Origin of the sequence: Enterobacter cloacae complex sp. I3, from assembly GCF_014896175.1 — a bacterium.
GTDB classification, from domain to species: Bacteria; Pseudomonadota; Gammaproteobacteria; order Enterobacterales; family Enterobacteriaceae; genus Enterobacter; species Enterobacter bugandensis.
In genome coordinates, this window is the sequence record NZ_JADBQZ010000002.1 from 216,767 (window position 1) to 241,390 (window position 24,624).

Below are 24,624 nucleotides of genomic sequence, written 5' to 3' on the forward strand. Positions count from 1 at the left end.
TGACATCAATCACAAAAAATGAGAAGTTAACAAAATGGCAAAAGATTTTTGCCAGAGAAGTAACAATCGGAGCGTTCGGGAGGGAGAAGGCTCTCCCCCCGCGTAAATCAATGCAGCGCAGCCGTCAGGCCAGCCGCCACAATCAGCGCCAGCACAATAACGGTGGTGAACAGCGAAAACTTCAGATCGGAACTCATCAATTTTTCTCCTTTTAATCCCCCCACGAAAAGTGAGCTTGCTCATTTTTGCACAGTTTACGTCAAAAATCTTCCTGGATTTAAGCTGATAAACACTTTACCTCTTCCCCTTTTCATCAAGATAGGCCAAAATTCCACGCTAAATTTATTAGCGTACCGGCCATTGACCCCCTCCTGACGTCCCGTGTCGTTTTCCCGGCGTGCCGCAATTCAAAATTGCGTGATAAGGGTGAGAGAAGGCAAACGTTTACCTTCAAGTTTTTCAGGAGTTTAGGATATGGTCTGGAGTGACATTTAATGGCAACAATTAAAGACGTAGCAAAACGCGCAAACGTTTCCACTACAACCGTATCACATGTAATTAACAAAACCCGTTTTGTGGCGGAAGAGACGCGCAACGCCGTCTGGGCAGCGATCAAAGAGCTGCACTACTCGCCAAGCGCGGTTGCGCGCAGCCTCAAGGTTAATCACACCAAGTCTATTGGTCTGCTGGCGACCAGCAGCGAAGCGGCCTATTTTGCCGAGATCATCGAAGCGGTAGAAAAAAACTGCTTCCAGAAAGGCTATACCCTGATTCTCGGCAACGCCTGGAACAGCATTGAAAAACAGCGCGCCTACCTGTCGATGATGGCGCAAAAGCGCGTGGACGGCCTGCTGGTGATGTGTTCAGAGTACCCGGAATCCGTGCTGTCGATGCTGGAAGAGTATCGCCATATCCCTATGGTGGTGATGGACTGGGGCGAAGCGCGCGCCGACTTCACCGACTCCGTTATCGATAACGCCTTTGAAGGCGGTTACATGGCGGGCCGTTATCTGATCGAACGCGGCCACCGCGAGATTGGCGTGATCCCGGGTCCGCTGGAACGCAACACCGGCGCGGGCCGCCTGGCTGGTTTTATGAAAGCGATGGAAGAAGCGCTAATCACCGTGCCGGAAAACTGGATCGTGCAGGGCGACTTTGAGCCGGAATCAGGCTACCGCGCGATGCAGCAGATCGTCTCCCAGCCTCACCGTCCAACCGCCGTCTTCTGCGGGGGCGATATCATGGCGATGGGCGCCCTCTGTGCGGCCGACGAGCTGGGTCTGCGCGTACCGCAGGACATCTCCGTGATCGGGTATGACAACGTGCGCAACGCGCGCTTCTTCACGCCAGCGTTGACCACCATTCACCAGCCGAAAGATTCACTGGGTGAAACGGCCTTCAATATGCTGCTGGACAGGATCGTCAACAAACGTGAAGAGTCGCAGTCCATTGAAGTTCACCCTCGCCTCATCGAACGCCGTTCCGTTGCGGATGGCCCGTTCCGCGACTACCGTCGTTAATTTCATTGCGGAGCCAGTCAGTCTGGCTCCCGCAGCCACTCCCGGTTAAGCGTTTCACTGTCCCCCAGATAGTCCAGCAGCCAGGCCATCGCCGGCGAGACATCATTTTGTTGCCAGGTGAGGCAGCAGGCCGCATCCGGGAACGGATTCTCCAGCGTTAGCTCAACCCACTCACCGGTGTCGATTCGCGGACGTGCAAAATGGGCGGGCACCATGCCTACGCAGAGCCCGGCGCTGAGGCACGTCGCCGACGATCCCCAGTCAGGGGCGACAACCCGCCGCTGGTTGTCCAGCAGCCAGGTAATTCGCTTCGGCAGCGAGCGGGAGGTATCCTCCAGCACCAGCGACGGCCAGCTCCGCAGCGTATCGTCGCTCAGCGGCCCTTCGGTCGCCGCCAGCGGATGATCGCTTGCCACCACGCATTTCCAGCTCAGCATCCCCATATCGCGAAAGGCGTAACGTCCCCCGACCGGGATCGCCTGGGTCGCGCCAATCGCCATCTCTACCCTGCCGTCCGCCAGCGCATCCCAGACGCCGTTGAACACCTCCTGCGAGACCCGCAGTTCTACGTCAGAGAAATGTCGATAAAAATCGACAATCATCTGCCGGGTGCGCTCGGGCTTAACGATGTTATCCACCGCAATGGAAAGGTGCCCCCGCCAGCCGTTCGCGATCTGCTGGCACTGCTCGCGGGTGATCTGCATTTTTTTGATAACAGAACGCCCTTCCTTTAAAAACCACGCCCCTGCGGGCGTTAATTCCACATCACGATGCCGCCGTTCAAACAGCGGTACCGCCAGCCACTCCTCAAGCTGTCGCACCGTATAGCTGATGGCCGAAGGGACGCGGTGCAACTCCTGCGCCGCTCCGCTAAAGCTGCCGTTACGCGCGACAGCATCGACCACTTCAAGAGAATAATCTGACCACATTTTCTGCCTGCAAATAATTTGAATGCACCCGCCAAATATTAGCGTTTCACAAGCCGCTTTGCACTCCCTACACTCTGCGCCAACGTACACCTGCCTCCTCAGGAGAATAAAAGAATGCAACCCAGGAAAGGATTTTTAGTCTGGCTCGGCGGCTTAAGCGTGCTGGGCTTTTTGGCCACCGACATGTACCTGCCGGCGTTTGCCGCGATGCAGGAAGACCTGCAAACTCCTGCCGCGGCCATCAGCGCCAGCCTGAGCCTGTTCCTTGCCGGTTTTGCTTTCGCACAGCTGCTCTGGGGACCGCTCTCGGATCGCTTCGGTCGTAAACCGGTGCTGCTGCTGGGGCTGGCCATTTTTGCCGTGGGCTGCCTGGGGATGCTATGGGTGCGCGATGCTACCTGGCTGCTGGTGCTGCGGTTTGTTCAGGCGGTCGGCGTCTGCGCCGCAGCCGTGACCTGGCAGGCGCTGGTCACCGACTACTACCCCGTGAACCGCACTAACCGTATTTTCGCCACCATTATGCCGCTGGTGGGGCTCTCACCGGCCCTCGCCCCGCTGCTGGGCAGCTGGCTCCTCGCGCACTTTGACTGGCAGGCCATCTTTGCCACGCTGTTTGCCATCACGCTGGTGCTGATGCTGCCGGCGTTCGCCCTCAGGCCCGCGCATAAAAAAGAGGCGCACGCAGACGCGAAGCCGATTACCTTCACCTCCCTGCTGAGCGCGAAAGCGTATCGCGGCAACGTTCTGATCTATGCCGCCTGCTCAGCGAGCTTCTTCGCGTGGCTGACCGGCTCGCCGTTTATTCTGCACGATATGGGCTATAGCCCGGCGGCCATTGGCCTGAGCTACGTTCCGCAGACCATCGCGTTCCTGGTGGGCGGATACGGCTGCCGCGCGGCGCTGCAAAAATGGGAAGGCCAGCAGATGCTGCCCTGGCTGCTGGTGCTCTATGCGCTGAGCGTCATCGGCACCTGGGCCGTTGGCTTTATTCCGGGCGCGGGTCTGGCCGAAATATTGATTCCATTCTGCGTGATGGCCATCGCGAACGGGGCGATCTACCCTATCGTTGTGGCGCAGGCGCTACGTCCATTCCCGCAGGCGACAGGCCGCGCGGCTGCGCTGCAGAACACCCTGCAGCTGGGGCTGTGCTTCCTGGCAAGCCTGGTGGTCTCCGCGCTGATTGCCACGCCGCTGGTGACGACGACCAGCGTGATGCTGGCTACCGTTGCGCTGGTGGCGTTGGGTTATCGCATGCAGGCCTCCGCGCAGGATGAGAGCACGCAGGTAGAAACCTCGCATGCCTAATCGCGCCAGAAACTATGTTAATTTTCAGTGATTAGGTTGCTAAGAATTTTCTATTGAATCACCAAATTTTGAGGCCTATACTAAATTTGGTTCGATTAAATACGATAAATATTATGTGTTAACGGGAGCCGGAGTGCTCCCGTTTTACCATGGAAGGCATTTCGGCAAGGGTTATCTCCCTTCCTCTGTTCTACGTCGGATACTAGCCTCGCGGTATTTACCGTGAGATTTCTCACAAACCAAAAAAGCGTCTACGCTGTTTTAAGGTTCTGATCACAGTAGGGTGATGGAGAAGCTATGAGTTCATCGTGTATAGAAGAAGTCAGCGTTCCGGACGATAACTGGTCCCGGATCGTCAGTGAACTGTTAGGTCGGGCAGGCATCACTATCAACGGATCATCCCCATCGGATCCTCAGGTTAAACATCCCGATTTTTTTAAACGCGTGTTGCGCGAGGGGTCGCTAGGCCTGGGGGAAAGCTATATGGACGGCTGGTGGGAATGCGAACGGCTGGATACTTTTTTCGCCAGCGTGCTGCGTGCTGGTCTGGAAAAACAGCTCCCCCGTAATCTTAAAGACACCCTGCGTGTCGCCTCTGCCCGTCTCTTTAACCTGCAAAGTAAAAAGCGTGCCTGGATCGTCGGCAAAGAGCATTACGATCTCGGCAACGATCTGTTCAGCCGCATGCTGGACCCCTTCATGCAATACTCCTGCGCCTACTGGAAAGAGGCGTCGACGCTTGAAGAGGCTCAGCAGGCCAAGCTGCGCCTGATTAGCGAGAAATTGCAGTTGCAGCCCGGTATGCGCGTGCTGGATATCGGCTGCGGCTGGGGCGGGCTGGCGTATTTTATGGCGAAGCACTACGGCGTCAGCGTGGTCGGCGTCACCATTTCCGCTGAACAGCAAAAAATGGCGCAGGAGCGGTGCCTGGGGCTTGATGTGGATATCCGACTGCAGGATTACCGGGATCTGAACGAACAGTTTGACCGGGTCGTTTCCGTGGGCATGTTTGAGCACGTCGGGCCGAAAAACTACGACACCTATTTCGAGGTGGTGGACCGTAATCTGAAACCGGACGGTATTTTCCTGCTGCACACCATCGGCTCTAAGCGGACCGATAATAACGTTGACCCGTGGATCAACAAATACATCTTTCCGAATGGCTGTTTACCGTCCGTACGCCAGATTGCCAACGCCAGCGAATCCCATTTCGTGATGGAAGACTGGCATAACTTCGGCGCGGATTACGACACCACGTTAATGGCGTGGCATGCACGTTTTCAGGAAGCCTGGCCTGAAATTGCGGACAACTATTCTGAACGATTCAAGCGGATGTTTAGCTATTATCTGAATGCCTGCGCGGGGGCGTTTCGCGCGCGAGATATTCAGCTCTGGCAGGTTGTTTTCAGCCGTGGGATTGAACACGGCTTGCGGGTCGCACGCTAGAAAAATAACCCCGGCCAGCCGGGGTTATTTTTTATTCTTCTTCTACAGCTTTAATTATTGCGGCTTCTTTTGCGGCCAGCACGCGCTCAACGGTATCTACAACCGCCTGGGTTTGCGGATCGATTTCGATATTCACGCGATGCCCCAGTTTTTTCGAACCCAGCGTGGTGCGCTGCAGCGTCTCGGGAATTAAATGCACGCAAAAACGCGTCGGAGTAACTTCTCCCACCGTCAGACTAATCCCATCAATGCCAATAAACCCTTTATAGAGGATGTATTTCATTAATGACGGGTCCTGCACTTTAAACCAGATTTGACGGTTATTTTCTGATGTAACGATTTTCGCCACTTCGGCGGTGGTCATGATGTGCCCGGACATCAGATGGCCGCCAATCTCGTCGCTGAACTTCGCCGCGCGCTCAACGTTGACGGTGTCCCCCACCACCAGCTCGCCCAGGTTAGTAATACGCAGCGTCTCTTTCATTAAATCAAAGCTAATCTGGTTACCATTAATTTCGGTGACGGTCAGGCAGCAGCCGTTATGGGCAACCGAGGCGCCGGTTTCGATGCCGTCGAGCATATATTCCGGCAGCTCTACAACATGAGTACGAAAATTAGGTTTTTCATCAATGGACACCACTTTGGCGGTGCCCTGCACAATACCAGTAAACATGCTTACAACTCCTGTTTTTTCCGGACGGTGGTGACACCGTTTAATCCCACCACAATAACAGTTGGAAAAACAGGTTGCCAGCGGAGCGCATTTTCTGGCGATTTTTTCACTAGATAAATAGCTAAAGCCCGCTACAATAGCTGGCACCCCCCTGCATTTTCTTCTTGCTGCCCGTTTCGGCGGCTTTTTTAGTCTCTCATATAACTACAAAATAAAGGTGTTCACGTGCAGAAGTACATGAATGAAGCGCGCCAGCTATTGGCACTGGCTATACCAGTGATCGTCGCGCAGGTGGCCCAGACCGCAATGGGATTTGTGGATACGGTAATGGCGGGTGGCTACAGCGCCACCGATATGGCGGCCGTTGCCATCGGCACGTCAATCTGGCTGCCGGCCATCCTGTTCGGCCACGGTCTGCTGCTCGCCCTCACCCCGGTTATCGCTCAGCTTAATGGCTCGGGTCGTCGCGAGCGTATTGCCCATCAGGTCCGCCAGGGTTTCTGGCTGGCAGGGTTTGTCTCCGTGCTGATTATGGTCGTGCTCTGGAACGCGGGTCATATCATCCGCGCCATGCATAATATTGACCCGGCGCTGGCAGACAAAGCCGTGGGCTATCTGCGCGCCCTGCTCTGGGGTGCGCCCGGCTACCTCTTTTTCCAGGTCGCCCGTAACCAGTGTGAAGGGCTGGCGAAAACCAAGCCCGGCATGGTGATGGGCTTTATCGGCCTGCTGGTGAATATTCCGGTGAACTACATCTTTATCTACGGCCATTTCGGCATGCCGGAGCTGGGCGGCGTCGGTTGCGGCGTGGCGACGGCCGCCGTTTACTGGGTCATGTTCTTCTCTATGCTTACCTTTGTGAAGCGCGCCCGCTCCATGCGCGATATTCGTAACGAGAACAGATTCAGCACGCCGGACTGGAACATCATGACGCGCCTGGTGCAGCTGGGGCTGCCGATTGCCCTTGCGCTGTTCTTTGAGGTGACCCTGTTTGCCGTGGTCGCCCTGCTGGTCTCCCCGCTGGGCATTGTGGACGTCGCCGGGCACCAGATCGCGCTGAACTTCAGCTCTCTGATGTTTGTTCTGCCCATGTCGCTGGCCGCGGCAGTGACGATCCGCGTGGGTTTCCGCCTGGGGCAAGGCTCGACGCTTGATGCGCAAACCGCCGCGCGCACCGGATTAGGCGTTGGCGTCTGCATGGCCATTTGCACGGCGCTTTTTACCGTGGCGCTGCGCGAGCAAATTGCCCTGCTCTATAACGATAATCCGGAGGTCGTCACGCTGGCATCGCACCTGATGCTGCTGGCCGCGATTTACCAGATTTCTGACTCCATCCAGGTGATTGGCAGCGGCGTATTGCGCGGATATAAAGACACGCGTTCGATCTTCTTTATTACCTTTATCGCCTACTGGGTGCTGGGTCTGCCTACTGGCTACGTGTTGGCGCTGACCGATCTGGTCGTTGATCGCATGGGGCCAGCCGGATTCTGGATGGGCTTTATCATCGGACTGACGTCGGCGGCGATCATGATGATGATGCGCATGCGCTTCCTGCAGCGCCAGCCGTCAACGGTAATTTTGCAGCGCGCTGCGCGTTAACTACGCAGTAGCCGCCAGCTGGCGGCTACTTTCTCTTCACTTTGCGCGGTAATGAAGCAATCGCGTGAAATCAGAGAGAAAAATGCGTTTTCCCTCTTGCCTCCTTGATGCTGTGCCGCTAATATTCGTCCCCGTTGTCACCGACAACACGTTGCGTTCATAGCTCAGTTGGTTAGAGCACCACCTTGACATGGTGGGGGTCGTTGGTTCGAGTCCAATTGAACGCACCATTCTGCGTCCGTAGCTCAGTTGGTTAGAGCACCACCTTGACATGGTGGGGGTCGGTGGTTCGAGTCCACTCGGACGCACCATTTCAGTCCTGAAATGGTGCAAATTCTCTCCTTTTACCCTGAATTTTCTTAATCGCTTATTTTCATCATTATTCTCCTGCTACGCTTTTCTTATGGAATAAATACAGGAAGCGCGTCAATGAAGAATATCGCGATTATCGGCTCCGGCCCCACAGGGATCTACACCTTTTATCATCTGCTTAATAACAGCACGCCGCTCTCCGTATCCGTCTTCGAACAGGCCGATCAAGCCGGCGTGGGCATGCCCTATAACGACGACGATAATTCCCGGCTGATGCTGGCGAACATTGCGAGCATTGAAATCCCGCCCATTTTTATGACCTACCTCGACTGGCTCAAGGAACAGAGCGACGCCCATCTGGCGCGCTTTAAGGTTGATAAAGCCAGCCTGCATGACCGGCAGTTCCTGCCTCGACTCCTGTTGGGTGAGTATTTTCGCGACAGCTTGCGTTCAATCGTGAAAGAGGCAAAAAAACTGGGGTTCCAGGTTGCAGTCCATGAATCCGCGAAGGTAACGGACATCATCCCCTCGACAACCGGCGTAACGCTTTCCGTCAACGACACCACTTTGCCCGATCGGTTCGACCTGGCAGTTATCGCCACCGGCCACGTCTGGCCAGATGAGGAGGAAGCCACGCGCACGTTCTTCCCCAGCCCGTGGTCGGGGTTGATGGACGCCAGCATTCCCCCTTGCCGCGTGGGCATTATGGGAACGTCGTTGAGCGGTCTGGACGCGGCTATGGCGGTGGTAATGCAGCACGGTGAGTTTCGTGACGGTAAATTCCTCCTCGACAAAGGCAGCGAAGGGTTAAACATTACGCTGATGTCCCGCACGGGCATTCTGCCGGAAGCCGATTTTTACTGTCCAATCCCTTACGAACCGCTGTCGGTATTGACCGAATTCGTGGTTGAACGCGAGATAGCCAAAGGATCGGACGGCCTGCTTGACCGCATATTTTCCCTGATGGTGAAAGAGCTCGAGCTCGCCGACCCGGCGTGGTGCGAGAAAATTTCTCTGCGTAACCAGGATGCCGACAGCCTTCGTGAGGCATGGTTTGAGGACCGTAAACGGCACGGCCCCTTTACCTGGGCGGAGGAGAACCTCAGCGAGGTTGAACGCAACAAACGCGAACGGCGCACCGTGGCATGGCGCTATACCGTCCTTCGACTGCATGAGGTGGTTCAGGAGATTGTGCCCCACCTCAACGACGACGACAGTGAGCGCTTTAAGCAGGGCCTCGCCCGCGTGTTTATCGACAACTATGCCGCCATCCCGCCGCAGTCTATCCGCAGGCTGCTTGCGCTTCGCGAGGCCGGCATCATTAGCGTGGCGGCGCTCGGCGACGATTACACGCTCGACGCCGGCAGCGATCGGACGGTAATTACCACCAAAGAGAGCGTTTATCGTTTCGACGTGTTTATTGACGCGCGCGGACAAAAGCCGCTCAAAACAAAGGACTTGCCTTTCCCGACGCTGCGTAAACAGCTGGCAGACACGGGCGACGAGATACCCGACATTGGCGAGGATTACACGCTTAAAGCGCCTGAAACGGTTCGCGGGCGCATTGCTTTCGGTGCGATACCGTGGCTGATGCACGATAGTCCCTTCGTTCAGGGGCTGGCGGAGTGTGCGGAAATTGCAGAGGCGATGGCGAAGGCGGCTGAAAAACCTGCCTCGGGGAGACGGCGTCGGTTACCGTACGTGGAGAACTGACAGGGCTTCCATGCCCTGCTATCGGTAATTACTCGAAGAAGACCTCCGGGTTTTCCGACAGCGATACGAACGTTTTGGTGTTCTTATCCAGGGCAAGGATTTTGCCGCTTTCAATGTCATACACCCAACCGTGCAGACGAAGCGAATTATTACGCAGGCCCACCGCGACGGACGGATGGGTCTTGATGTTGCTCAGCTGCGCAAACACGTTCTCCTGCACCATCGCATTCACTTTATCGATCGGCTTGTCCCAGCTTTTCTTCTCTACCACGGCTTTCGCCGCGTCGGAATAGCGCAGCCAGTGCGATACGGCTGGCATTGGCTCCAGGTTGGCGTTATCGGCAATCGCCTTCATCGCGCCGCAGTTGGAGTGGCCGCAGATCACGATATCCGTCACGCCCAGCGCCACCACCGCGTACTCGATAGTTGCAGATACGCCGCCCGGCTCCGGCCCGAAAGGCGGGACAATGTTGCCAGCATTACGAATGACAAAAAGCTGTCCCGGCTCTTGCTGGGTGACCAGTTCAGGAACCAGACGGCTGTCGGAGCAGGAGATGAACAGCGCTTTGGGATTCTGGCTGGACGCTAAACTGCGAAAGAGCTCTTTACGTTGCGGGAAAATCTCTTTTTGAAAGCTGAGAAAACCTTCAATGATATGTTGCATAGCAATTTCTCTTTTATCTGTTTTCGTTTAGGTATGATCGCGATCACACTCGTAAAGTTTACCCACCGTACTTTACCTGAGACAAGCAATATATTTCTGGCCCGACCGCTGCACGATGTTGTCGGCGTTCGCCGGGATGTTTTGCCCTTCGAACGCGCCGTAAAGACGAGCGAACGATTTTCCCGCCAGGCGCCGGGTAACGTCCTCAACCGTACGGGCAGGCAGCGGGAGCATATTCGGGTAGCTCCACATAAACGACACCGCATCTTTCCCCGGGGTGACCTGCAAAATATCCCCCGCCAGCAAAACGCCCTCGCCCTCCTGCCAGTGCAGTACCGTTCCGCCCGCAAAATGGCCGCCGAGACGTAGCAACGTGACGGACGGCCAAATCTCCAGCGCCTCCCCCTCCCAGAAATGAATCGCCGGGCTGTTGCGCATCACCCATTCGCGGTCGCTGGCGTGCAGGTAGACTGGCGCACCGAAAGCCGCGGCCCACTCCTGCATCGTGGTGTAATAGTGCGGATGCGAAATCGCAATGGCGTGAAGGCCACCGAGCGCGGTGATGAGCGTTTGGGTTGCGGGATCAAGGTTGGCAATGCAGTCCCAAAGAATATTGCCGTGCGGGGTGCGCAGAAGCAGCGCCCTCTGGTTAATCGCAAAAGCGGGAACCGTTTTGATACTGAACAGCGCGGGCTCCAGCTGCTGCCATTTATTCACGTGCGTGGCCGTCACCGTCGCGTAATCAATCCACGCCTGACCGCTGACCGGGACATACTGGCGTTCATCCTCGCAAATCGGACATCTCTCCGGCTTTCCATCATAGGAGGTACCGCAGGTTTTACAGAGTGTAATCATGAGCGCTCCTCGGTGATAAAGCACTGAGTATGGCAGGGATTATCCTTATGTGCTGCGAGGTACATTGCCGACGTTTTTTACCCTATACTGTGCCAGTATCAAAAACCGAACAGAGCAGGTGCAACATGGAAATTGATCTCGATAACTTAGTTTTTAACGGTCTGGATGAAGCGGAAGAGCGTAACGCGGAACGTCTGGACGACGCGGATAAAAAAGCGCAGGCGATTGTTGCCGACGACGACTGCGGTGATGCCTGCAAGATTTGATAAAAAAAGCACCGGTAAACCGGTGCTTTTTTATTTTACTTTTTCAGCCCGTCAATGGCCGCCGCACGGTGCGCTTCCACGGTTCTCGGGGAAAGATTCAGGCGTGCAGCCACCTCTTTATTACTGCACCCTTCCAGCAGTACGGTCAGGGTAACCAGAATGCCCTTCTCATTTTTCAGACTGTCGACATTACCAGTTAACGTTGCTGAGAACAAAAAAACGCGGGCGTAATCAGATCTCAGGCGTTTTGCTAAAGCCGGTCAGCATCAGGATCAGGCTTTGCGGGGAAGACGCCGTCTCAAACTGGTAGTGATTTCCCTGACGATCGCCGCCGATGTACCACGAAATCTCGGTTTTCCCTTCTGCCAGCGCCTTGCGCACCGCTTTATCCACGTCCACCATCCGGTATTCGCGGGAGTGGTTAAGGTAAAGCACCGCATCCGAACGATAGTTACAGGCTGGCCGCGACTGCCAGCTCACGCTGGCCGGATCCCAGTCGTTGCTTGCCGGATAGAAGAAAATTTGATCCGCGCCGTTGGTTTCCACTTTCCCGCCATAAATCCGCACGCGGTATTTAAACTGCGAAGGATCCTGTCCGGCAGGCAGCGGGGGAATGTGAAACTTCACCAGCGACAGCGTTTCGCTGTTTTTGGTGCGCCCGCCGTTCTGCCAGTTATCCTGCACAAGCAGGACCTGGGGCTCTGGCTGGGTAAGCGCGGGCTCCAGGCTGCTGAGCCAGACGCTGGCCTTCGCTTTTGAATAACCATACGGAACGGTGGTGCCGCAGTCCAGACCGCGGTTCATGCACAGATCGGTCATAAAGCGCGCGGCGTCTTCCGTCCAGCCGTTCATAAAATCAGCATGCGCCGTATACAGGCTCCCCCACCGCTCTTCACGCTCGTTGCCGTGCATGATGGGGTCGAGAGAAAGCTGCGCTTTGCTGGTATCGAGCGAGCTAATCGTCGGGAGCACGTACGCAATGTTCATGTTCACAGTGGGAATTTTCACCGGGAAGTCGGACGGGCACTGCCCTTTGGTGTCGTAGGTGGCGTTGGCCAGACCGTGAGCGGGCTTAAGATTTACCCCGTCCCAGCAGTTCGGAAACTGAATGCCGATATTAAACTGCACGGCATCGTTCGCCTTGCGTAAGCCGCAGACCTCACCCGTTTTGGTGGTGTAGCCCTTGCCGTTAGCGCACAGGAAGGTGATATGTGGATTCGGCGCGGTGCCGTGATGATCGCCCGCCAGCAGCGACAGCCCCGCCGGGAACGGGTGCAGCGGCCAGGTGTCGACGTTCGATGCCTGATAATAGGTTTTTTGATAGGCGGGTTTGACCACCGTTCCGTCAGGCAATTTCAGAGAGGGTGCCCAGTAGGCCGAGCTGTCTGCTTTGTTATCGCAGGTGGTCTTTTCATCTTTACGCAGCGATTCACGGCTGGAGAAGGCATCCGTTTGCACGTTGCCAAAAAAATCGTGCAGCATGGCCTCGTTGGGCATGCCGTGCATCATAATGGCATCGTCGCCGAGCGTGTGGGAGTAACCGCAGACGACGTGCGCCTGTGGCGCAGCGTGCGCCGCCTGCATGGCAATCAGTAGTGCGGTGGCAGAAAGTGCCGGGGTTAATACTGTCCGTTTCATTATCATCTCCTTCTGAGAAAGGAGATATTGGTATCAAAACGGCCAGGGTTTACCGAGGATTTGCCCGCGTATTTTTCCGTTCATCCCTGCTTTACACGGATCACGCACAGCTCATTCCAGTACGTTTCGCGCGTGCGGCGAAGTTCAGCGTGACGTTTTATCATGGAACCACTCCGGGTCGATGTTAGCGACGTCCACGCCATACAGGCTGGCAACAGGCAGTATTGACTCCAGAACACGCTGCGCGCTGTTCTCCGCATTCGCTGGCCGGGTCGCAAAAAACCGCCGTAGCGTGCCGATCCATTTTTTCATTGCCTTTACCCCTCTCGCTTCACCAGCCCTGAGTTAAGCACGCGTTTCCTGGCCGCGGAAATATCAATTCCGGCAGTCAATGTGCAGGAAGTGCAAATAGCTCCTTACATTTACCTGCCGGTAACACACTGTTCACTAATGCTTTTTTGTATAGAGCAAAGAACATTTTCTTATTTGGCGATAGCTTTTGCTTATGGGAGCGTAACGGTGCAAAACAAAAACAACGGGACGAACGATGACTATGGCAGCAAAGATGAAAAGGTTTAAAAAAGGGACGGCAGTTCTGGGATTACTGGCCGCCGGGAGCCTGTTTTCAGCGCAGGCGCTGGCCGATCGGCTGGAGGATATTAAGGCCGCGGGGGTGGTGAAAGTCGCCACGTTTGACGCCAACCCACCGTTTGGCTCAATTGATGCAAAAACGCACGAGTTCGTGGGTTACGACGTGGATTTTGCCAAAGCACTGGCAAAATCACTCGGCGTGAAGCTTGAACTGGTTGCCACCAATCCGGCCAACCGAATTCCGCTGCTTCAGTCCGGTAAAGCAGACCTGATCGTAGCGGATATCACCATCACCCCGGAACGCGCGCAGGTGATTGATTTCTCCACCCCCTATTTCGTGACCGGACAACAGTTCCTGGTTCCCGCCAAATCGCCCGATAAGCTGGATGAATACAGCCGGGCGCGCATTGGCGCGGTCAAAGGCACCACGGGTGAACAGGCGCTCCACCAGCGTTTCCCGCAGTCCCGCGTGCTGGCTTATGACGACATTCCTCTGGCGCTGACGGCGCTGCGCAACGGCAACGTGCAGGCCATTACCCAGGACAGCACAATTCTTGCAGGCCTGCTGGCACAGGCTCCGGATAAAGCGAACTTCAAAATCCTGCCCGATCTGCTCAGTAAAGAAGAAATTGGCGTCGGGGTGAAGAAAGGTGAAACGGCGCTGCTGAAAGCCGTCAATGATGAGCTGGTTAATCTCGAGAAGAACGGTCAGGCGGCAAAAATCTATGACGTCTGGTTTGGCCCAAATACGCCCGCTCCACAGCCTCGCGCCTTTAAAATAGAAGCCAGGTAATTATGCTCTCAGGTTTATTTTCCCACTCCGCGGCCGGTGCCGCGGATTTTTCACATCTGGAACAGGCCAGCGTTGAGTTTCGTCACGTGGACAAACGCTACGGCGACCATCAGGTTTTACGCGACATTAACCTCACCATCACGCCCGGTGAAGTGGTTGCTATTCTCGGCCCTTCCGGTTCGGGTAAATCAACGCTGATCCGTCTTATCAATCAGCTTGAAACCCTGAGCGGCGGGGAAATCCTGGTCGACAGCAAGCCGACCGGGCAGCTTTCCGGCAGCAGGCTGCGTCAGCTGCGCAGCCGCGTTGGATTTGTGTTTCAGCAGTTCAATCTGTATGCCCACCTCACCGCCAGCCAGAACATCACCCTCGCACTGGAGCATGTGCACGGCTGGAAGCCGCAGCCAGCTCAGGAGCGCGCGCTGGCACTGCTGGAGAAGGTCGGAATGCAGGAAAAGGCTCACCACCTCCCCGCTGAGCTTTCCGGCGGCCAGCAGCAGCGCGTGGCGATTGCCCGCGCCCTGGCCTCGTCGCCGCAGATCATCCTCTTCGACGAGCCGACGTCGGCGCTCGATCCGGAGATGATTGGCGAAGTGTTATTCGTCATGAAAGCCCTTGCCCATAGCGGGATCACCATGATTGTCGTGACTCATGAGATGCAGTTCGCCCGGGAAATTGCCGACCGGATTGTCTTTATCGACGGCGGGCAGATTCTTGAAACCGCGCCGCCGGGGCAATTTTTCAGTCAACCGTCGCATCCCCGGGCGCAGCGTTTCCTGCAAAAAGTGCTGAACCCGCTGCACCAGGAGCACCTCTGATGCCCGCCCTCGACTGGCAGGGCGTGCTGGCCGGACAGCCTCTGCAGTGGATACTCTCCGGATTTCTCACCACCCTGTGGGTGACGCTGGCGGGGGGCCTGATCGCCAGCCTGCTTGCACCGTTCTTTTTGCTCCTGCGTCTTTCCGGTGGACGCATCGGGAATGCGGTCGTCAGCGGCTGGGTATCGCTGTTTCGCAATACGCCGCTGTTGGTGCAGCTGCTGTTCTGGTATTTCGCCGCCTGGAACGGGTTACCGCAGGGCTTTCGAGACGCGGTGAATGCGGATCACAGCTGGTCAATTCTGCCCGGCGACGTCTGGTGGTTTACCCCTGAGTTTTTATGTTCTGCCTGGGGGCTGGGCGTTTTTACTTCGGCGTTTTTAATTGAGGAAGCGGCATCGGGACTGCGTTCTGTTCCTGCCGGACAGCAGGAAGCGGCGCTGGCGCAAGGGTTCTCCTCGTGGCGTTTATTTCGCTACATCCTTCTGCCGCAGGGGCTCGCCAACGCCTGGCAGCCCGTTGTCGGCCAGTACCTCAATTTGATGAAGCTCTCCTCGCTCGCCAGCGGGATTGGCTTCGCTGAGCTAACCTACCAGGTCCGGCAGATTGAAAGTTACAACGCCCACGCCATGGAGGCGTTTATCGTCGGTACGGTGCTCTATTTGCTTACCGGCATTGTCATGGGGATGGTGCTGGTGCGCGTCGGTCCGCATTCAGGGAGGAAAAAAGATGGTTACAGGATTTAACGTTATTTTCGAAAACCTGGATTATCTGCTGTGGGGACGAACGGCAGCGGGTGAACCCGGCGGCGTACTGCTTTCGCTGCTGATGGCCGCAGGGGCCGCCCTGCTTGCGCTTCCCGGCGGCGTGACGCTGGCGTGCCTCGCCTGGCGCTATCCTGGGCTGGTGCGCAGGGGGCTTTTTCTGTGGGCGGAGTTGATTCGCGGTATTCCCCTGATTTTTGTGATTTTCTGGATGTGGTATCTGTTGCCGCTGATCACCGGAGGGGATCTGCCGGGGGCGCTGACCGTGACGCTGGCGCTGGCCTGGTTTACGGCGGCATCGGTGATGCATTCGGTTTTTGCCGGGCTCAGGGCGCTCCCAGCGGGTCAAAACGAGGCCGCGCTGTCTCAGGGGTTCAGCACGCAGCAAACCCTGTGGCGCGTGCTACTGCCGCAGACGCTGAGAAATATTTTGCCGTCGCTGGTGGGAATTTTTATCAGCCTGCTGAAGGATACGTCGCTGGCATTCATCGTCAACGTCCCGGAGCTGACAACGGTGGCGGGACAGGTCAATAACCGGGTGCAAATCTACCCGGCGGCCATCTTTATCTTTACGGGTGCGGTCTATTACCTGCTCTGCTGCTCGCTTGAACAGGTCGCGAAACGCTGGCGCGTTAGCCGGCCAGCGCCTTAACCACCGTTTCCATCGCTTCGGTTGTCAGTGCGCTGCGCTTGATGCGCTGGTTCGCCAGCGCCGTGCGCAGCACGCCCGCAATGACAATATGCTTCGGCTCCTGCCCTAAATCACGCATCTCCAGCACCACCTTTCCGACCACCCGGCACATCTCCTGGTACAGCGCTTCATCTTTGGTCACGTTACCCATCGTCATCACTCCATTGCCTGTTAAACGTTGAGCTTAAATGATTCTCCCGCCGGATACAAAAAAGAAGCCCGGCGAGGATCTCGCCGGGCTTCATCTGGAAAATCAAATAATTAGTTGTTTACTGGAATGACCGCGCCTTTGTATTTGGTGCGGATCCAGTCCTGAATCTCTTTGGAGTGCAGCACGTTCACCAGCGCGACGATGTCTTTCTTCTTCTCGTCACCGCGATGCACGGTAATGATGTTGGCGTACGGGTTGTTTTCACCGCTCTCTACCGCAATCGGGTCGTGAACCGGATCCAGACCGGCGTCTATCGCATAGTTGGCGTTAATCACCACCGCGTCGCCTTCGTCGTTGTTATACATCTGCGGCAGCAGGGACGCTTCCACGTTCGGCGTGAACTTCAGTTTTTTCGGGTTCTCAACGATATCGCTGATGCGCGCCGTCACTTTGTCGATGCCCGGCTTCAGCTTGATCACGCCCTCTTTTTCGAAGATGGAGAGAATACGGCCTTCCTCGGAAACCGCATCACGCATGATGATCTTGCCGCCTTCCGGCAGATCCTTCAGGGATTTGTATTTTTTTGAGTAGATGCCGATTGGCTCAATGTGGATCGCGCCCGCACTGACAAAATCGTAGTCTTTATCGCCCGCATGATCTTTCAGCACGCTGTTCAGGTAAGGAATGTGCTGGAAATAGTTCGCGTCGATGTCATGACCCGCCAGCGCAGTGTTCGGCAGAATGTAGTCCTGGAACGGTTTAATCTCCAGGTCGATACCCTGCTTCGCCAGAATCGGCTTTGCCTGCTCCAGAATTTCGGCGTGCGGCGTGTTGGATGCGCCCACGGTCAGGGTGTCGGCCCAGGAGGCGAAGCTCAGGGCGCTCAGGGTTGCGGCGGCGATCAGTGTCAGTGTCTTTTTCATGATGTGGTTCCTGTGTGTATTTATTAGCGTTTATCTAACAGTGAAGTAATGACATCGCCGCAGAACTGGATAATGAAAACGATGATTAAAATGGTCACCGTTGCCACCAGCGTGACGTCACCATGGTTGCGCTGGAATCCTTCCAGATAAGCCAGATTTCCTAAACCGCCGGCACCAATCACCCCCGCCATGGCGCTGTAGCTCACCAACGCAATTAGCGTCACCGTAATACCCGATACCAGTGCAGGTGATGATTCCGGCAGTAAAACCCGAAACACGAGCGTGCTAAGCCGTGCGCCCATCGAGCGCGTGGCTTCTATCACGCCTTTATCCACTTCACGCAGGGCAATTTCCACCAGGCGTGCGTAGAACGGTGCGGCACCCACGATCAGCGCCGGCAGCGCCGCGTTGGCACCAAGAATGGTGCCGACGACGGTCTTGGTGAACGGGATCAGCAGAACGATGAGAATGATGAACGGAATCGAGCGGAACACGTTCACCACTATCGAAATGACGCTGTAGACCGTGCGGTTGTGGAACAAGCCACCGCGCGCGGTTAAAAACAGCGCCAGCCCCAGCACGATGCCCAGCACAAAGGTCGCCACGCCGGAAAGCGCGGTCATGTACAGCGTCTCCAGCGTTGCAGCCCAGAGCTGATCCCACTTGAGATGCGGAAAGAGATTCTCAGACATGTTTAATTACCTCGCCTTCAATATCGCTGTGCTGCAGGTCGGCGAGGATATTGTTCAGTTGTTCATCGGATGCCGCCACGTGGACCCAGAGCTGCCCGAAAACACCGTGGGCGGTCTGCGTCATTTTTCCGTGCAGGATGTTAAACGGCAGGCCGTAGCGCAGGGTGAGTTCCCCGACAATCGGCTTGTGCGTGCTGTGTCCGGTAAAGGTCAGCCTGATCACCGTGCCTTCCAGATCGCTTGCCAGTTCGGTATTGAAGGTCTCTTCCTCGGCGTACTGGCTCACCTGGCGGACAAACTGCTGCGTAATCGGCTGCTGTGGATGGGTAAAGACGCTCAGCACGTCGCCCTCTTCCACCACTTTGCCGTTCTCCATCACCGCCACGCGGTCGCAGATTTTGCGCACCACGTGCATCTCGTGCGTGATCAGCACGATGGTGAGCTTGAAGCGGCGGTTAATGTCCAGCAGCAGATCGAGGATCTGATCGGTGGTCTGCGGGTCGAGCGCGGACGTAGCCTCATCGCAGAGCAGCACGTCGGGGTTGTTGGCCAGCGCGCGCGCAATCCCCACGCGCTGCTTTTGCCCGCCGCTCAGCTGCGACGGATACGCATTTTCGCGTCCTTTCAGGCCAACCAGCTCCACCAGTTCGGCGACGCGCGCCTTAATCTTCGCTTTTGGCACACCGGCAATTTGCATAGAGAAAGCAATGTTCTCACTCACCGTGCGCGACCACAGCAGGTTGAAGTGCTGAAACACCATGCTGATTTTCAGGCGCGCCTGGCGCAGCGCTTCACCTTTTGCGGCGGAGATATCCTGCCCGTTAATGGTGACGCTCCCGGCGCTGGGTTTCTCCAGACCGTTCAGCAGGCGAATCAGCGTGCTTTTCCCGGCGCCGCTGTAACCGATAATGCCGTATATTTGTCCCTGCTCTATCGTCAAATTGACGTTATCAACGGCTGTGAGTGCCACCTTTCCGTTGTCAAAAACCTTCGAAATATTGCTCAGTACAATCATTCTTATTCGTTATCCGTGCCGCCCTCGGCGGTTTAGAAGTATGGATGTCCAAACGATAGTAAACAGGCGTTATCAGCTTTTAAATGAACAAAAAAGAATGTGTTATAACTTTCGGAAATAAACACCGGATTTACCGGGTGGGAAGCATTTAGACCAATTTCAGCAATGATTATCTGCCGGATGCATATCTGCTGGCGGACGCGCGTAAAAAACGGTCATTTTTGCAGCATTTTATCCCGATATAGCCATCTCCACATCCAGACAACTTTACGTCTTGCTGTCCTGACATCCAAAAACGGTATTTATATTCCTTTCTGTTCTAAACGGCAGTGAATGGTTCTTTATTGTGAAAATTTCATCGCCCTATCATCCCGTCATGACATCCCGAAAGGAAAACATCATGACGATTTACCACTCCGTCACCGAACTGATTGGCCACACGCCGCTGATCCAGCTACATAAGCTTGATACCGGTCCCTGCTCACTGTTTCTGAAGCTGGAGAACCAGAACCCCGGCGGCTCGATTAAAGACCGCGTTGCGCTGTCGATGATTAACGAAGCGGAGCGTACCGGCCAGCTGCAGCCGGGCGGCACGATTATTGAGGCCACGGCGGGCAATACCGGCCTCGGCCTGGCGCTGATCGCCGCCCAGAAAGGCTACTCGCTGATCCTCGTAGTGCCCGACAAAATGAGCCGCGAAAAGATTTTCCACCTGCGCGCGCTGGGTGCTCAGGTAGTGCTGACCCGCTCGGACGTGAATAAGGGCCACCCCGCCTATTACCAGGATTACGCCCGGCGTCTGGCTAACGAGCTGCCGGGCGCGTTTTACATCGACCAGTTCAATAACGAAGCCAATCCGCTGGCGCACCGCACCACCACGGCACCGGAGCTGTACGAGCAGCTTGACGGCAGAATTGACGCCATCGTGGTCGGCGTCGGCTCAGGTGGTACGCTCGGTGGCCTACAGGCGTGGTTCGCCGAGCACTCTCCGCACACCGAGTTTGTCCTGGCTGACCCGGCCGGATCCGTTCTCGCTGACCAGGTGGAAACCGGACGCTACCACGACGCGGGCTCTTGGCTGGTAGAGGGCATTGGCGAAGACTTTATTCCCCCGCTGGCCCACATCGAAGGGGTGAATCGCGCCTGGCGCATCTCCGACCGCGAAGCGTTCGCCACCGCGCGCGAGCTGCTGAAAACGGAAGGCATTCTGGCGGGCTCCTCCAGCGGCACGCTGCTGGCGGCGGCGCTGAAGTATTGCCAGGCGCAGACCACGCCGAAGCGCGTGGTGACCTTTGCCTGTGACAGCGGCAATAAATATCTCTCGAAGATGTTCAACGACGACTGGATGCGCCAGCAGGGGCTTATCACGCGCCCTCAGGCGGGGGATCTCTCCGACTACATTGCCCTGCGCCATGATGAAGGCGCTACCGTCACCGCCGCGCCGGACGATACGCTTTCCACCGTGCTGGCACGCATGCGCCTGTATGACATCTCTCAGCTACCGGTCCTGGAGAACGGCAAGGTGGTGGGCATTATCGACGAGTGGGATCTGCTGCGGCATATCGGCGGCGACGGCGACCGCTTTGCCCTGCCGGTCACGGCGGCCATGACCCGTCAGGTGGAAATTCTCGATAAACGTGCCCCGGAGAGTGCCCTGCACGCCATCTTCGACCGCGGTCTGGTGGCCGTCATTAACGACAATGACCGTTTTCTCGGCCTGATTACGCGCAGCGACGTCCTGACCGCGTGGCGCAATCGTCTACAGCAATAAAGGATTAAACGATGAAAAACCTGGCAACCCTGAGCGTCCACAGCGGCGCATTCAACGACCCGCACGGCGCCGTCATGCCGCCGATTTACGCCACGTCGACGTTTGCGCAACCGTCACCCGGCGAGCATACCGGCTATGAGTATTCCCGCAGCGGCAACCCAACGCGCCATGCGCTGGAAACCGCTATCGCCGAACTGGAAGGCGGCACGCGCGGCTACGCCTTTGCTTCCGGTCTGGCGGCCATCTCCACGGTGCTTGAGCTGCTGGATAAAGACAGCCATATCGTCGCCATTGATGACGTTTACGGCGGGACGTATCGCCTGATTGAAAACGTGCGCAAACGCAGTACGGGCTTGCAGGTCAGCTGGGTTAAGCCGGACGACTTAGCCGGGCTTGAGGCCGCCATTCGCCCGGAGACCCGCATGGTGTGGGTGGAAACGCCAACCAACCCGCTGCTGAAGCTGGCCGATCTGTCGGCCATTGCGGCGATCGCCCGTCGTCATAACGTCATCAGCGTAGCGGATAACACCTTCGCGTCGCCGGTGATCCACCGCCCGCTGGCGTCGGGTTTCGATATCGTAGTCCACTCCGCTACCAAATACCTTAACGGGCACTCTGACGTGGTGGCCGGGCTGGCAGTGGTGGGAGATAATCCAGCGCTGGCGGACCAGCTTGGCTATCTGCAAAATGCGGTCGGTGGTGTCCTGGATCCGTTCAGCAGCTTCCTGACCCTGCGCGGTATCCGCACGCTTGCGCTGAGGGTAGAAAAGCACAGCAGCAACGCGCTGGAGATTGCGCAATGGCTGGCGCAGCATCCTCTGGTCGAAAAAGTGTTCTATCCCGGCCTGGAATCGCATCCGCAGTACCAGCTTGCCCGTACGCAGATGACCCTGCCGGGCGGGATGATTTCCGTCGTGGTAAAAGGCGATGCGCAACGCGCCACCGAGGTGATTCGCAACCTGAAGCTGTTCACCCTCGCGGAAAGCCTGGGCGGGGTGGAGAGCCTTGTGAGCCAGCCTTACAGCATGACGCACGCCTCGATTCCGCTGGAGCAACGGCTGGCAAACGGTATTGTGCCGCAGCTGATCCGCCTCTCGGTAGGCATTGAAGATCCAAAAGACCTGATTGCCGACCTCAGCCAGGCGCTGCAAAAATAAGCAAACGGCGGCAGGTCGCTCACCTGCCGCCAAAAGTTGTCATCATGGCTTAACGCCTTGATAACAATATTATGTGAAACGGCATTGATTAATTCTGAAACACCGTTTCCATTTTCCTTTTATCTTAAAATTAGCGTATAATGCGCGCCAAATCCTTGGTGAATGGTTTCAGCGCTTGGAATACAAAAAACAACGTACAACTTCTCCTCTCCTTCGTTGGGCTGTCACTCAGGCACACTTTCTTCTGCACGCTCATTTGATGTCTCCTATCCTTAGTGCGTGTCATATACTCTTTTGCAACACAGGTTTGACTCCGCGGCGGTGCGCCCCCGGAGCGAGATTTCCATATCCTTCCCAACTTAAAGACTAAGACTGTCATGAAAAAGACGAAAATTGTTTGTACTATCGGCCCGAAAACCGAATCCGAAGAGATGCTGAGCAAAATGCTGGACGCCGGCATGAACGTGATGCGTCTGAACTTTTCCCACGGTGACTACGCAGAACACGGTCAGCGTATCCAGAACTTGCGCAACGTGATGAGCAAGACCGGTAAAAAAGCGGCGATCCTGCTCGATACCAAGGGTCCGGAAATCCGTACCATCAAACTGGAAGGCGGTAACGACGTCTCTCTGAAAGCGGGCCAGACCTTCACCTTCACTACCGACAAATCCGTTGTTGGTAACAGCGAAATCGTTGCGGTCACCTATGAAGGCTTCACCAGCGATCTGTCCGTGGGTAACACCGTGCTGGTCGACGATGGTCTGATCGGTATGGAAGTCACCGCTATCGAAGGTAACAAGGTTATCTGTAAAGTGCTGAACAACGGCGACCTGGGCGAAAACAAAGGCGTTAACCTGCCGGGCGTTTCTATCGCGCTGCCAGCACTGGCGGAGAAAGACAAACAGGACCTGATCTTCGGCTGCGAACAAGGCGTTGATTTCGTTGCGGCGTCCTTCATCCGTAAGCGTTCCGACGTGGTTGAAATTCGTGAGCACCTGAAAGCCCACGGCGGCGAGAAGATCCAGATCATCTCCAAAATCGAAAACCAGGAAGGCCTGAACAACTTCGACGAAATCCTCGAAGCGTCTGACGGCATCATGGTTGCTCGTGGCGACCTGGGCGTTGAAATCCCGGTTGAAGAAGTGATCTTCGCCCAGAAGATGATGATCGAGAAATGTGTTCGCGCGCGTAAAGTGGTTATCACCGCCACGCAGATGCTGGACTCCATGATCAAAAACCCACGCCCTACCCGCGCTGAAGCAGGCGACGTGGCGAACGCCATCCTCGACGGTACCGATGCAGTAATGCTGTCCGGTGAATCCGCGAAAGGGAAATACCCTCTGGAAGCGGTCGGCATCATGGCAACCATCTGCGAACGTACTGACCGCGTGATGACCAGCCGTCTGGACTTCAACAACGACAGCCGCAAGCTGCGCATCACTGAAGCAGTATGCCGCGGTGCGGTAGAAACCGCTGAGAAACTGGAAGCGCCACTGATTGTTGTTGCGACCCAGGGCGGTAAATCTGCGCGCGCAGTGCGTAAATACTTCCCGGATGCCACCATCCTGGCCCTGACCACCAACGAAACCACCGCACGTCAGCTGGTGCTGAGCAAAGGCGTGGTTGCGCACCTGGTCAAAGAGATCGCCTCTACTGACGATTTCTACATTCAGGGTAAAGCAATGGCTCTGGAAAGCGGTCTGGCGCAGAAGGGCGACGTGGTTGTAATGGTTTCTGGTGCTCTGGTACCAAGCGGAACAACCAATACTGCCTCCGTTCACGTGCTGTAATAATTCACGAACGAATTAAATTTGATAAAAAGCGCCCAATGGGCGCTTTTTTTATTCCCGGCATTAGCCAAATTCATTCAAAAAGCAAATCGGGTTTTTCTATTTAAATGCGATTTATCTAAGATGAATCCGATGAAAAATGCCTTTTTTTACATAGCTTTTTACTCAAAACGCACTGATTCGATGCTTCTTTGAGCGAACGATCAAAAATAGGCGTATTCCCATCAAAAAAATATTCTCAACCCAAAAAAGTTTGTGTAATACTTGTAACGCTACATGGAGATTAACTCAATCTAGAGGGTATTAATAATGAATCGTACTAAACTGGTACTGGGCGCGGTAATCCTGGGTTCTACTCTGCTGGCTGGTTGCTCCAGCAACGCTAAAATCGATCAGCTGTCTTCTGACGTTCAGACTCTGAACGCTAAAGTTGACCAGCTGAGCAACGACGTGAACGCAATGCGTTCCGACGTTCAGGCTGCTAAAGACGACGCAGCTCGCGCTAACCAGCGTCTGGACAACCAGGCTACTAAATACCGTAAGTAATA

General features: G+C 55.9%; 26 protein-coding genes and 2 tRNA genes. 16 read left to right on the plus strand and 12 right to left on the minus strand.

All coding sequences use genetic code 11. The annotated features are described in order from the left end of the window. Positions 1 to 107: 107 nt before the first annotated feature. The gene (locus IM271_RS02325) at positions 108 to 197 is read right to left on the minus strand and encodes a YnhF family membrane protein (RefSeq protein WP_020688313.1); all 90 of its coding nucleotides are present in this window, start codon (positions 195 to 197) and stop codon (positions 108 to 110) included. Positions 198 to 494: 297 nt separating this feature from the next. On the opposite strand from IM271_RS02325, the gene purR reads away from it, so the two are divergent. Beyond that, positions 495 to 1,520, plus strand: coding sequence for an HTH-type transcriptional repressor PurR (gene purR, locus IM271_RS02330; protein WP_008500597.1), 1,026 nt, complete (start codon positions 495 to 497; stop codon positions 1,518 to 1,520). Positions 1,521 to 1,537: 17 nt separating this feature from the next. Here purR and punR read toward each other — a convergent pair whose 3' ends face one another. Next, positions 1,538 to 2,449, minus strand: a complete 912-nt coding sequence (punR, locus tag IM271_RS02335; RefSeq protein WP_028012890.1) for a DNA-binding transcriptional activator PunR — start codon at positions 2,447 to 2,449, stop codon at positions 1,538 to 1,540. A gap of 114 nt (positions 2,450 to 2,563) precedes the next feature. Between punR and punC the strand changes: the two genes are divergently transcribed. Both punC and cfa read left to right on the plus strand, forming a co-directional pair. Further along, positions 2,564 to 3,754: a purine nucleoside transporter PunC gene (gene punC / locus IM271_RS02340; RefSeq protein ID WP_193052114.1), complete on the plus strand. Its 1,191-nt coding sequence runs from the start codon at positions 2,564 to 2,566 to the stop codon at positions 3,752 to 3,754. Between the two features lie 297 nt (positions 3,755 to 4,051). Continuing rightward, complete coding sequence (cfa, locus tag IM271_RS02345; RefSeq protein WP_028012888.1) at positions 4,052 to 5,200, plus strand: cyclopropane fatty acyl phospholipid synthase; 1,149 nt, start codon at positions 4,052 to 4,054, stop codon at positions 5,198 to 5,200. A gap of 31 nt (positions 5,201 to 5,231) precedes the next feature. Here the strand turns inward: cfa and IM271_RS02350 are convergent, their stop codons facing one another. Further along, on the minus strand, positions 5,232 to 5,873 hold the full coding sequence (locus IM271_RS02350) for a riboflavin synthase (protein WP_028012887.1): 642 nt from the start codon (positions 5,871 to 5,873) through the stop codon (positions 5,232 to 5,234). A gap of 225 nt (positions 5,874 to 6,098) precedes the next feature. On the opposite strand from IM271_RS02350, the gene mdtK reads away from it, so the two are divergent. The 4 genes from mdtK to IM271_RS02370 all read left to right on the plus strand — a co-directional run bounded on the left by mdtK (position 6,099) and on the right by IM271_RS02370 (position 9,497). Further along, positions 6,099 to 7,472: an MdtK family multidrug efflux MATE transporter gene (gene mdtK, locus IM271_RS02355; RefSeq protein WP_048956278.1), complete on the plus strand. Its 1,374-nt coding sequence runs from the start codon at positions 6,099 to 6,101 to the stop codon at positions 7,470 to 7,472. Positions 7,473 to 7,625: 153 nt separating this feature from the next. Next, positions 7,626 to 7,702 (plus strand) — tRNA-Val (locus IM271_RS02360). A gap of 4 nt (positions 7,703 to 7,706) precedes the next feature. After that, a tRNA-Val gene (locus IM271_RS02365) sits at positions 7,707 to 7,783 on the plus strand. A gap of 118 nt (positions 7,784 to 7,901) precedes the next feature. Continuing rightward, a complete protein-coding gene (locus IM271_RS02370; RefSeq protein ID WP_193052115.1) occupies positions 7,902 to 9,497 on the plus strand; it encodes an FAD-NAD(P)-binding protein in 1,596 nt (531 codons plus the stop codon). Positions 9,498 to 9,525: 28 nt separating this feature from the next. Here the strand turns inward: IM271_RS02370 and IM271_RS02375 are convergent, their stop codons facing one another. Both IM271_RS02375 and IM271_RS02380 read right to left on the minus strand, forming a co-directional pair. Further along, entirely contained in the window at positions 9,526 to 10,161 is a 636-nt protein-coding gene (locus IM271_RS02375; RefSeq protein ID WP_028012884.1) for a carbonic anhydrase, read from the minus strand. Positions 10,162 to 10,233: 72 nt separating this feature from the next. Continuing rightward, a complete protein-coding gene (locus IM271_RS02380; protein ID WP_193052116.1) occupies positions 10,234 to 11,016 on the minus strand; it encodes an MBL fold metallo-hydrolase in 783 nt (260 codons plus the stop codon). A gap of 125 nt (positions 11,017 to 11,141) precedes the next feature. On the opposite strand from IM271_RS02380, the gene IM271_RS02385 reads away from it, so the two are divergent. After that, on the plus strand, positions 11,142 to 11,282 hold the full coding sequence (locus IM271_RS02385; protein WP_003857665.1) for a hypothetical protein: 141 nt from the start codon (positions 11,142 to 11,144) through the stop codon (positions 11,280 to 11,282). A gap of 35 nt (positions 11,283 to 11,317) precedes the next feature. Here the strand turns inward: IM271_RS02385 and IM271_RS20160 are convergent, their stop codons facing one another. The 3 genes from IM271_RS20160 to IM271_RS02400 all read right to left on the minus strand — a co-directional run bounded on the left by IM271_RS20160 (position 11,318) and on the right by IM271_RS02400 (position 13,232). Further along, a complete protein-coding gene (locus tag IM271_RS20160) occupies positions 11,318 to 11,497 on the minus strand; it encodes a LuxR C-terminal-related transcriptional regulator (RefSeq protein WP_049000831.1) in 180 nt (59 codons plus the stop codon). Positions 11,498 to 11,513: 16 nt separating this feature from the next. Beyond that, on the minus strand, positions 11,514 to 12,920 hold the full coding sequence (locus IM271_RS02395) for a DUF1996 domain-containing protein (RefSeq protein WP_049000829.1): 1,407 nt from the start codon (positions 12,918 to 12,920) through the stop codon (positions 11,514 to 11,516). A gap of 144 nt (positions 12,921 to 13,064) precedes the next feature. Then, a complete protein-coding gene (locus IM271_RS02400) occupies positions 13,065 to 13,232 on the minus strand; it encodes a hypothetical protein (protein WP_032644868.1) in 168 nt (55 codons plus the stop codon). Between the two features lie 241 nt (positions 13,233 to 13,473). On the opposite strand from IM271_RS02400, the gene IM271_RS02405 reads away from it, so the two are divergent. From IM271_RS02405 to IM271_RS02420, 4 genes are read left to right on the plus strand one after another with little or no spacing between them, the layout of a single operon-like run. Beyond that, complete coding sequence (locus IM271_RS02405) at positions 13,474 to 14,304, plus strand: ABC transporter substrate-binding protein (protein WP_193052122.1); 831 nt, start codon at positions 13,474 to 13,476, stop codon at positions 14,302 to 14,304. 2 nt (positions 14,305 to 14,306) lie between these two features. Next, on the plus strand, positions 14,307 to 15,122 hold the full coding sequence (locus IM271_RS02410) for an amino acid ABC transporter ATP-binding protein (protein ID WP_045261541.1): 816 nt from the start codon (positions 14,307 to 14,309) through the stop codon (positions 15,120 to 15,122). Next, positions 15,122 to 15,868 carry an amino acid ABC transporter permease gene (locus IM271_RS02415; RefSeq protein WP_049000823.1) on the plus strand — a complete coding sequence of 249 codons (747 nt, stop codon included), beginning with the start codon at positions 15,122 to 15,124 and terminating at the stop codon, positions 15,866 to 15,868. Before IM271_RS02410 ends, IM271_RS02415 begins: the two co-directional genes overlap by 1 nt. Further along, entirely contained in the window at positions 15,852 to 16,538 is a 687-nt protein-coding gene (locus IM271_RS02420) for an amino acid ABC transporter permease (protein ID WP_193051638.1), read from the plus strand. The genes IM271_RS02415 and IM271_RS02420 overlap by 17 nt, the downstream gene beginning before the upstream one ends. On the opposite strand, the gene fumD is transcribed toward IM271_RS02420, so the two are convergent. From fumD to IM271_RS02440, 4 genes are all read right to left on the minus strand, one after another. Continuing rightward, complete coding sequence (gene fumD, locus IM271_RS02425) at positions 16,519 to 16,728, minus strand: fumarate hydratase FumD (protein ID WP_028012876.1); 210 nt, start codon at positions 16,726 to 16,728, stop codon at positions 16,519 to 16,521. The genes IM271_RS02420 and fumD overlap by 20 nt on opposite strands. A 110-nt stretch (positions 16,729 to 16,838) precedes the next feature. After that, positions 16,839 to 17,651 carry a MetQ/NlpA family ABC transporter substrate-binding protein gene (locus IM271_RS02430; RefSeq protein WP_028012875.1) on the minus strand — a complete coding sequence of 271 codons (813 nt, stop codon included), beginning with the start codon at positions 17,649 to 17,651 and terminating at the stop codon, positions 16,839 to 16,841. A gap of 23 nt (positions 17,652 to 17,674) precedes the next feature. After that, positions 17,675 to 18,343 carry a methionine ABC transporter permease gene (locus tag IM271_RS02435; protein ID WP_028012874.1) on the minus strand — a complete coding sequence of 223 codons (669 nt, stop codon included), beginning with the start codon at positions 18,341 to 18,343 and terminating at the stop codon, positions 17,675 to 17,677. Beyond that, complete coding sequence (locus IM271_RS02440; protein WP_045630167.1) at positions 18,336 to 19,358, minus strand: methionine ABC transporter ATP-binding protein; 1,023 nt, start codon at positions 19,356 to 19,358, stop codon at positions 18,336 to 18,338. Before IM271_RS02440 ends, IM271_RS02435 begins: the two co-directional genes overlap by 8 nt. A gap of 400 nt (positions 19,359 to 19,758) precedes the next feature. Here IM271_RS02440 and IM271_RS02445 point away from each other — a divergent pair, with 400 nt between their 5' ends. The 4 genes from IM271_RS02445 (at position 19,759) to lpp (ending at position 24,622) form a co-directional block, all read left to right on the plus strand. Beyond that, positions 19,759 to 21,129, plus strand: a complete 1,371-nt coding sequence (locus IM271_RS02445; protein WP_193052117.1) for a cystathionine beta-synthase — start codon at positions 19,759 to 19,761, stop codon at positions 21,127 to 21,129. Positions 21,130 to 21,140: 11 nt separating this feature from the next. Continuing rightward, positions 21,141 to 22,286, plus strand: a complete 1,146-nt coding sequence (locus IM271_RS02450) for a PLP-dependent aspartate aminotransferase family protein (RefSeq protein ID WP_193052118.1) — start codon at positions 21,141 to 21,143, stop codon at positions 22,284 to 22,286. Between the two features lie 377 nt (positions 22,287 to 22,663). Next, positions 22,664 to 24,076: a pyruvate kinase PykF gene (gene pykF / locus IM271_RS02455; protein WP_014883536.1), complete on the plus strand. Its 1,413-nt coding sequence runs from the start codon at positions 22,664 to 22,666 to the stop codon at positions 24,074 to 24,076. A gap of 309 nt (positions 24,077 to 24,385) precedes the next feature. Next, on the plus strand, positions 24,386 to 24,622 hold the full coding sequence (lpp, locus tag IM271_RS02460) for a murein lipoprotein Lpp (RefSeq protein ID WP_001082307.1): 237 nt from the start codon (positions 24,386 to 24,388) through the stop codon (positions 24,620 to 24,622). The last annotated feature ends 2 nt before the right edge of the window (positions 24,623 to 24,624 follow it).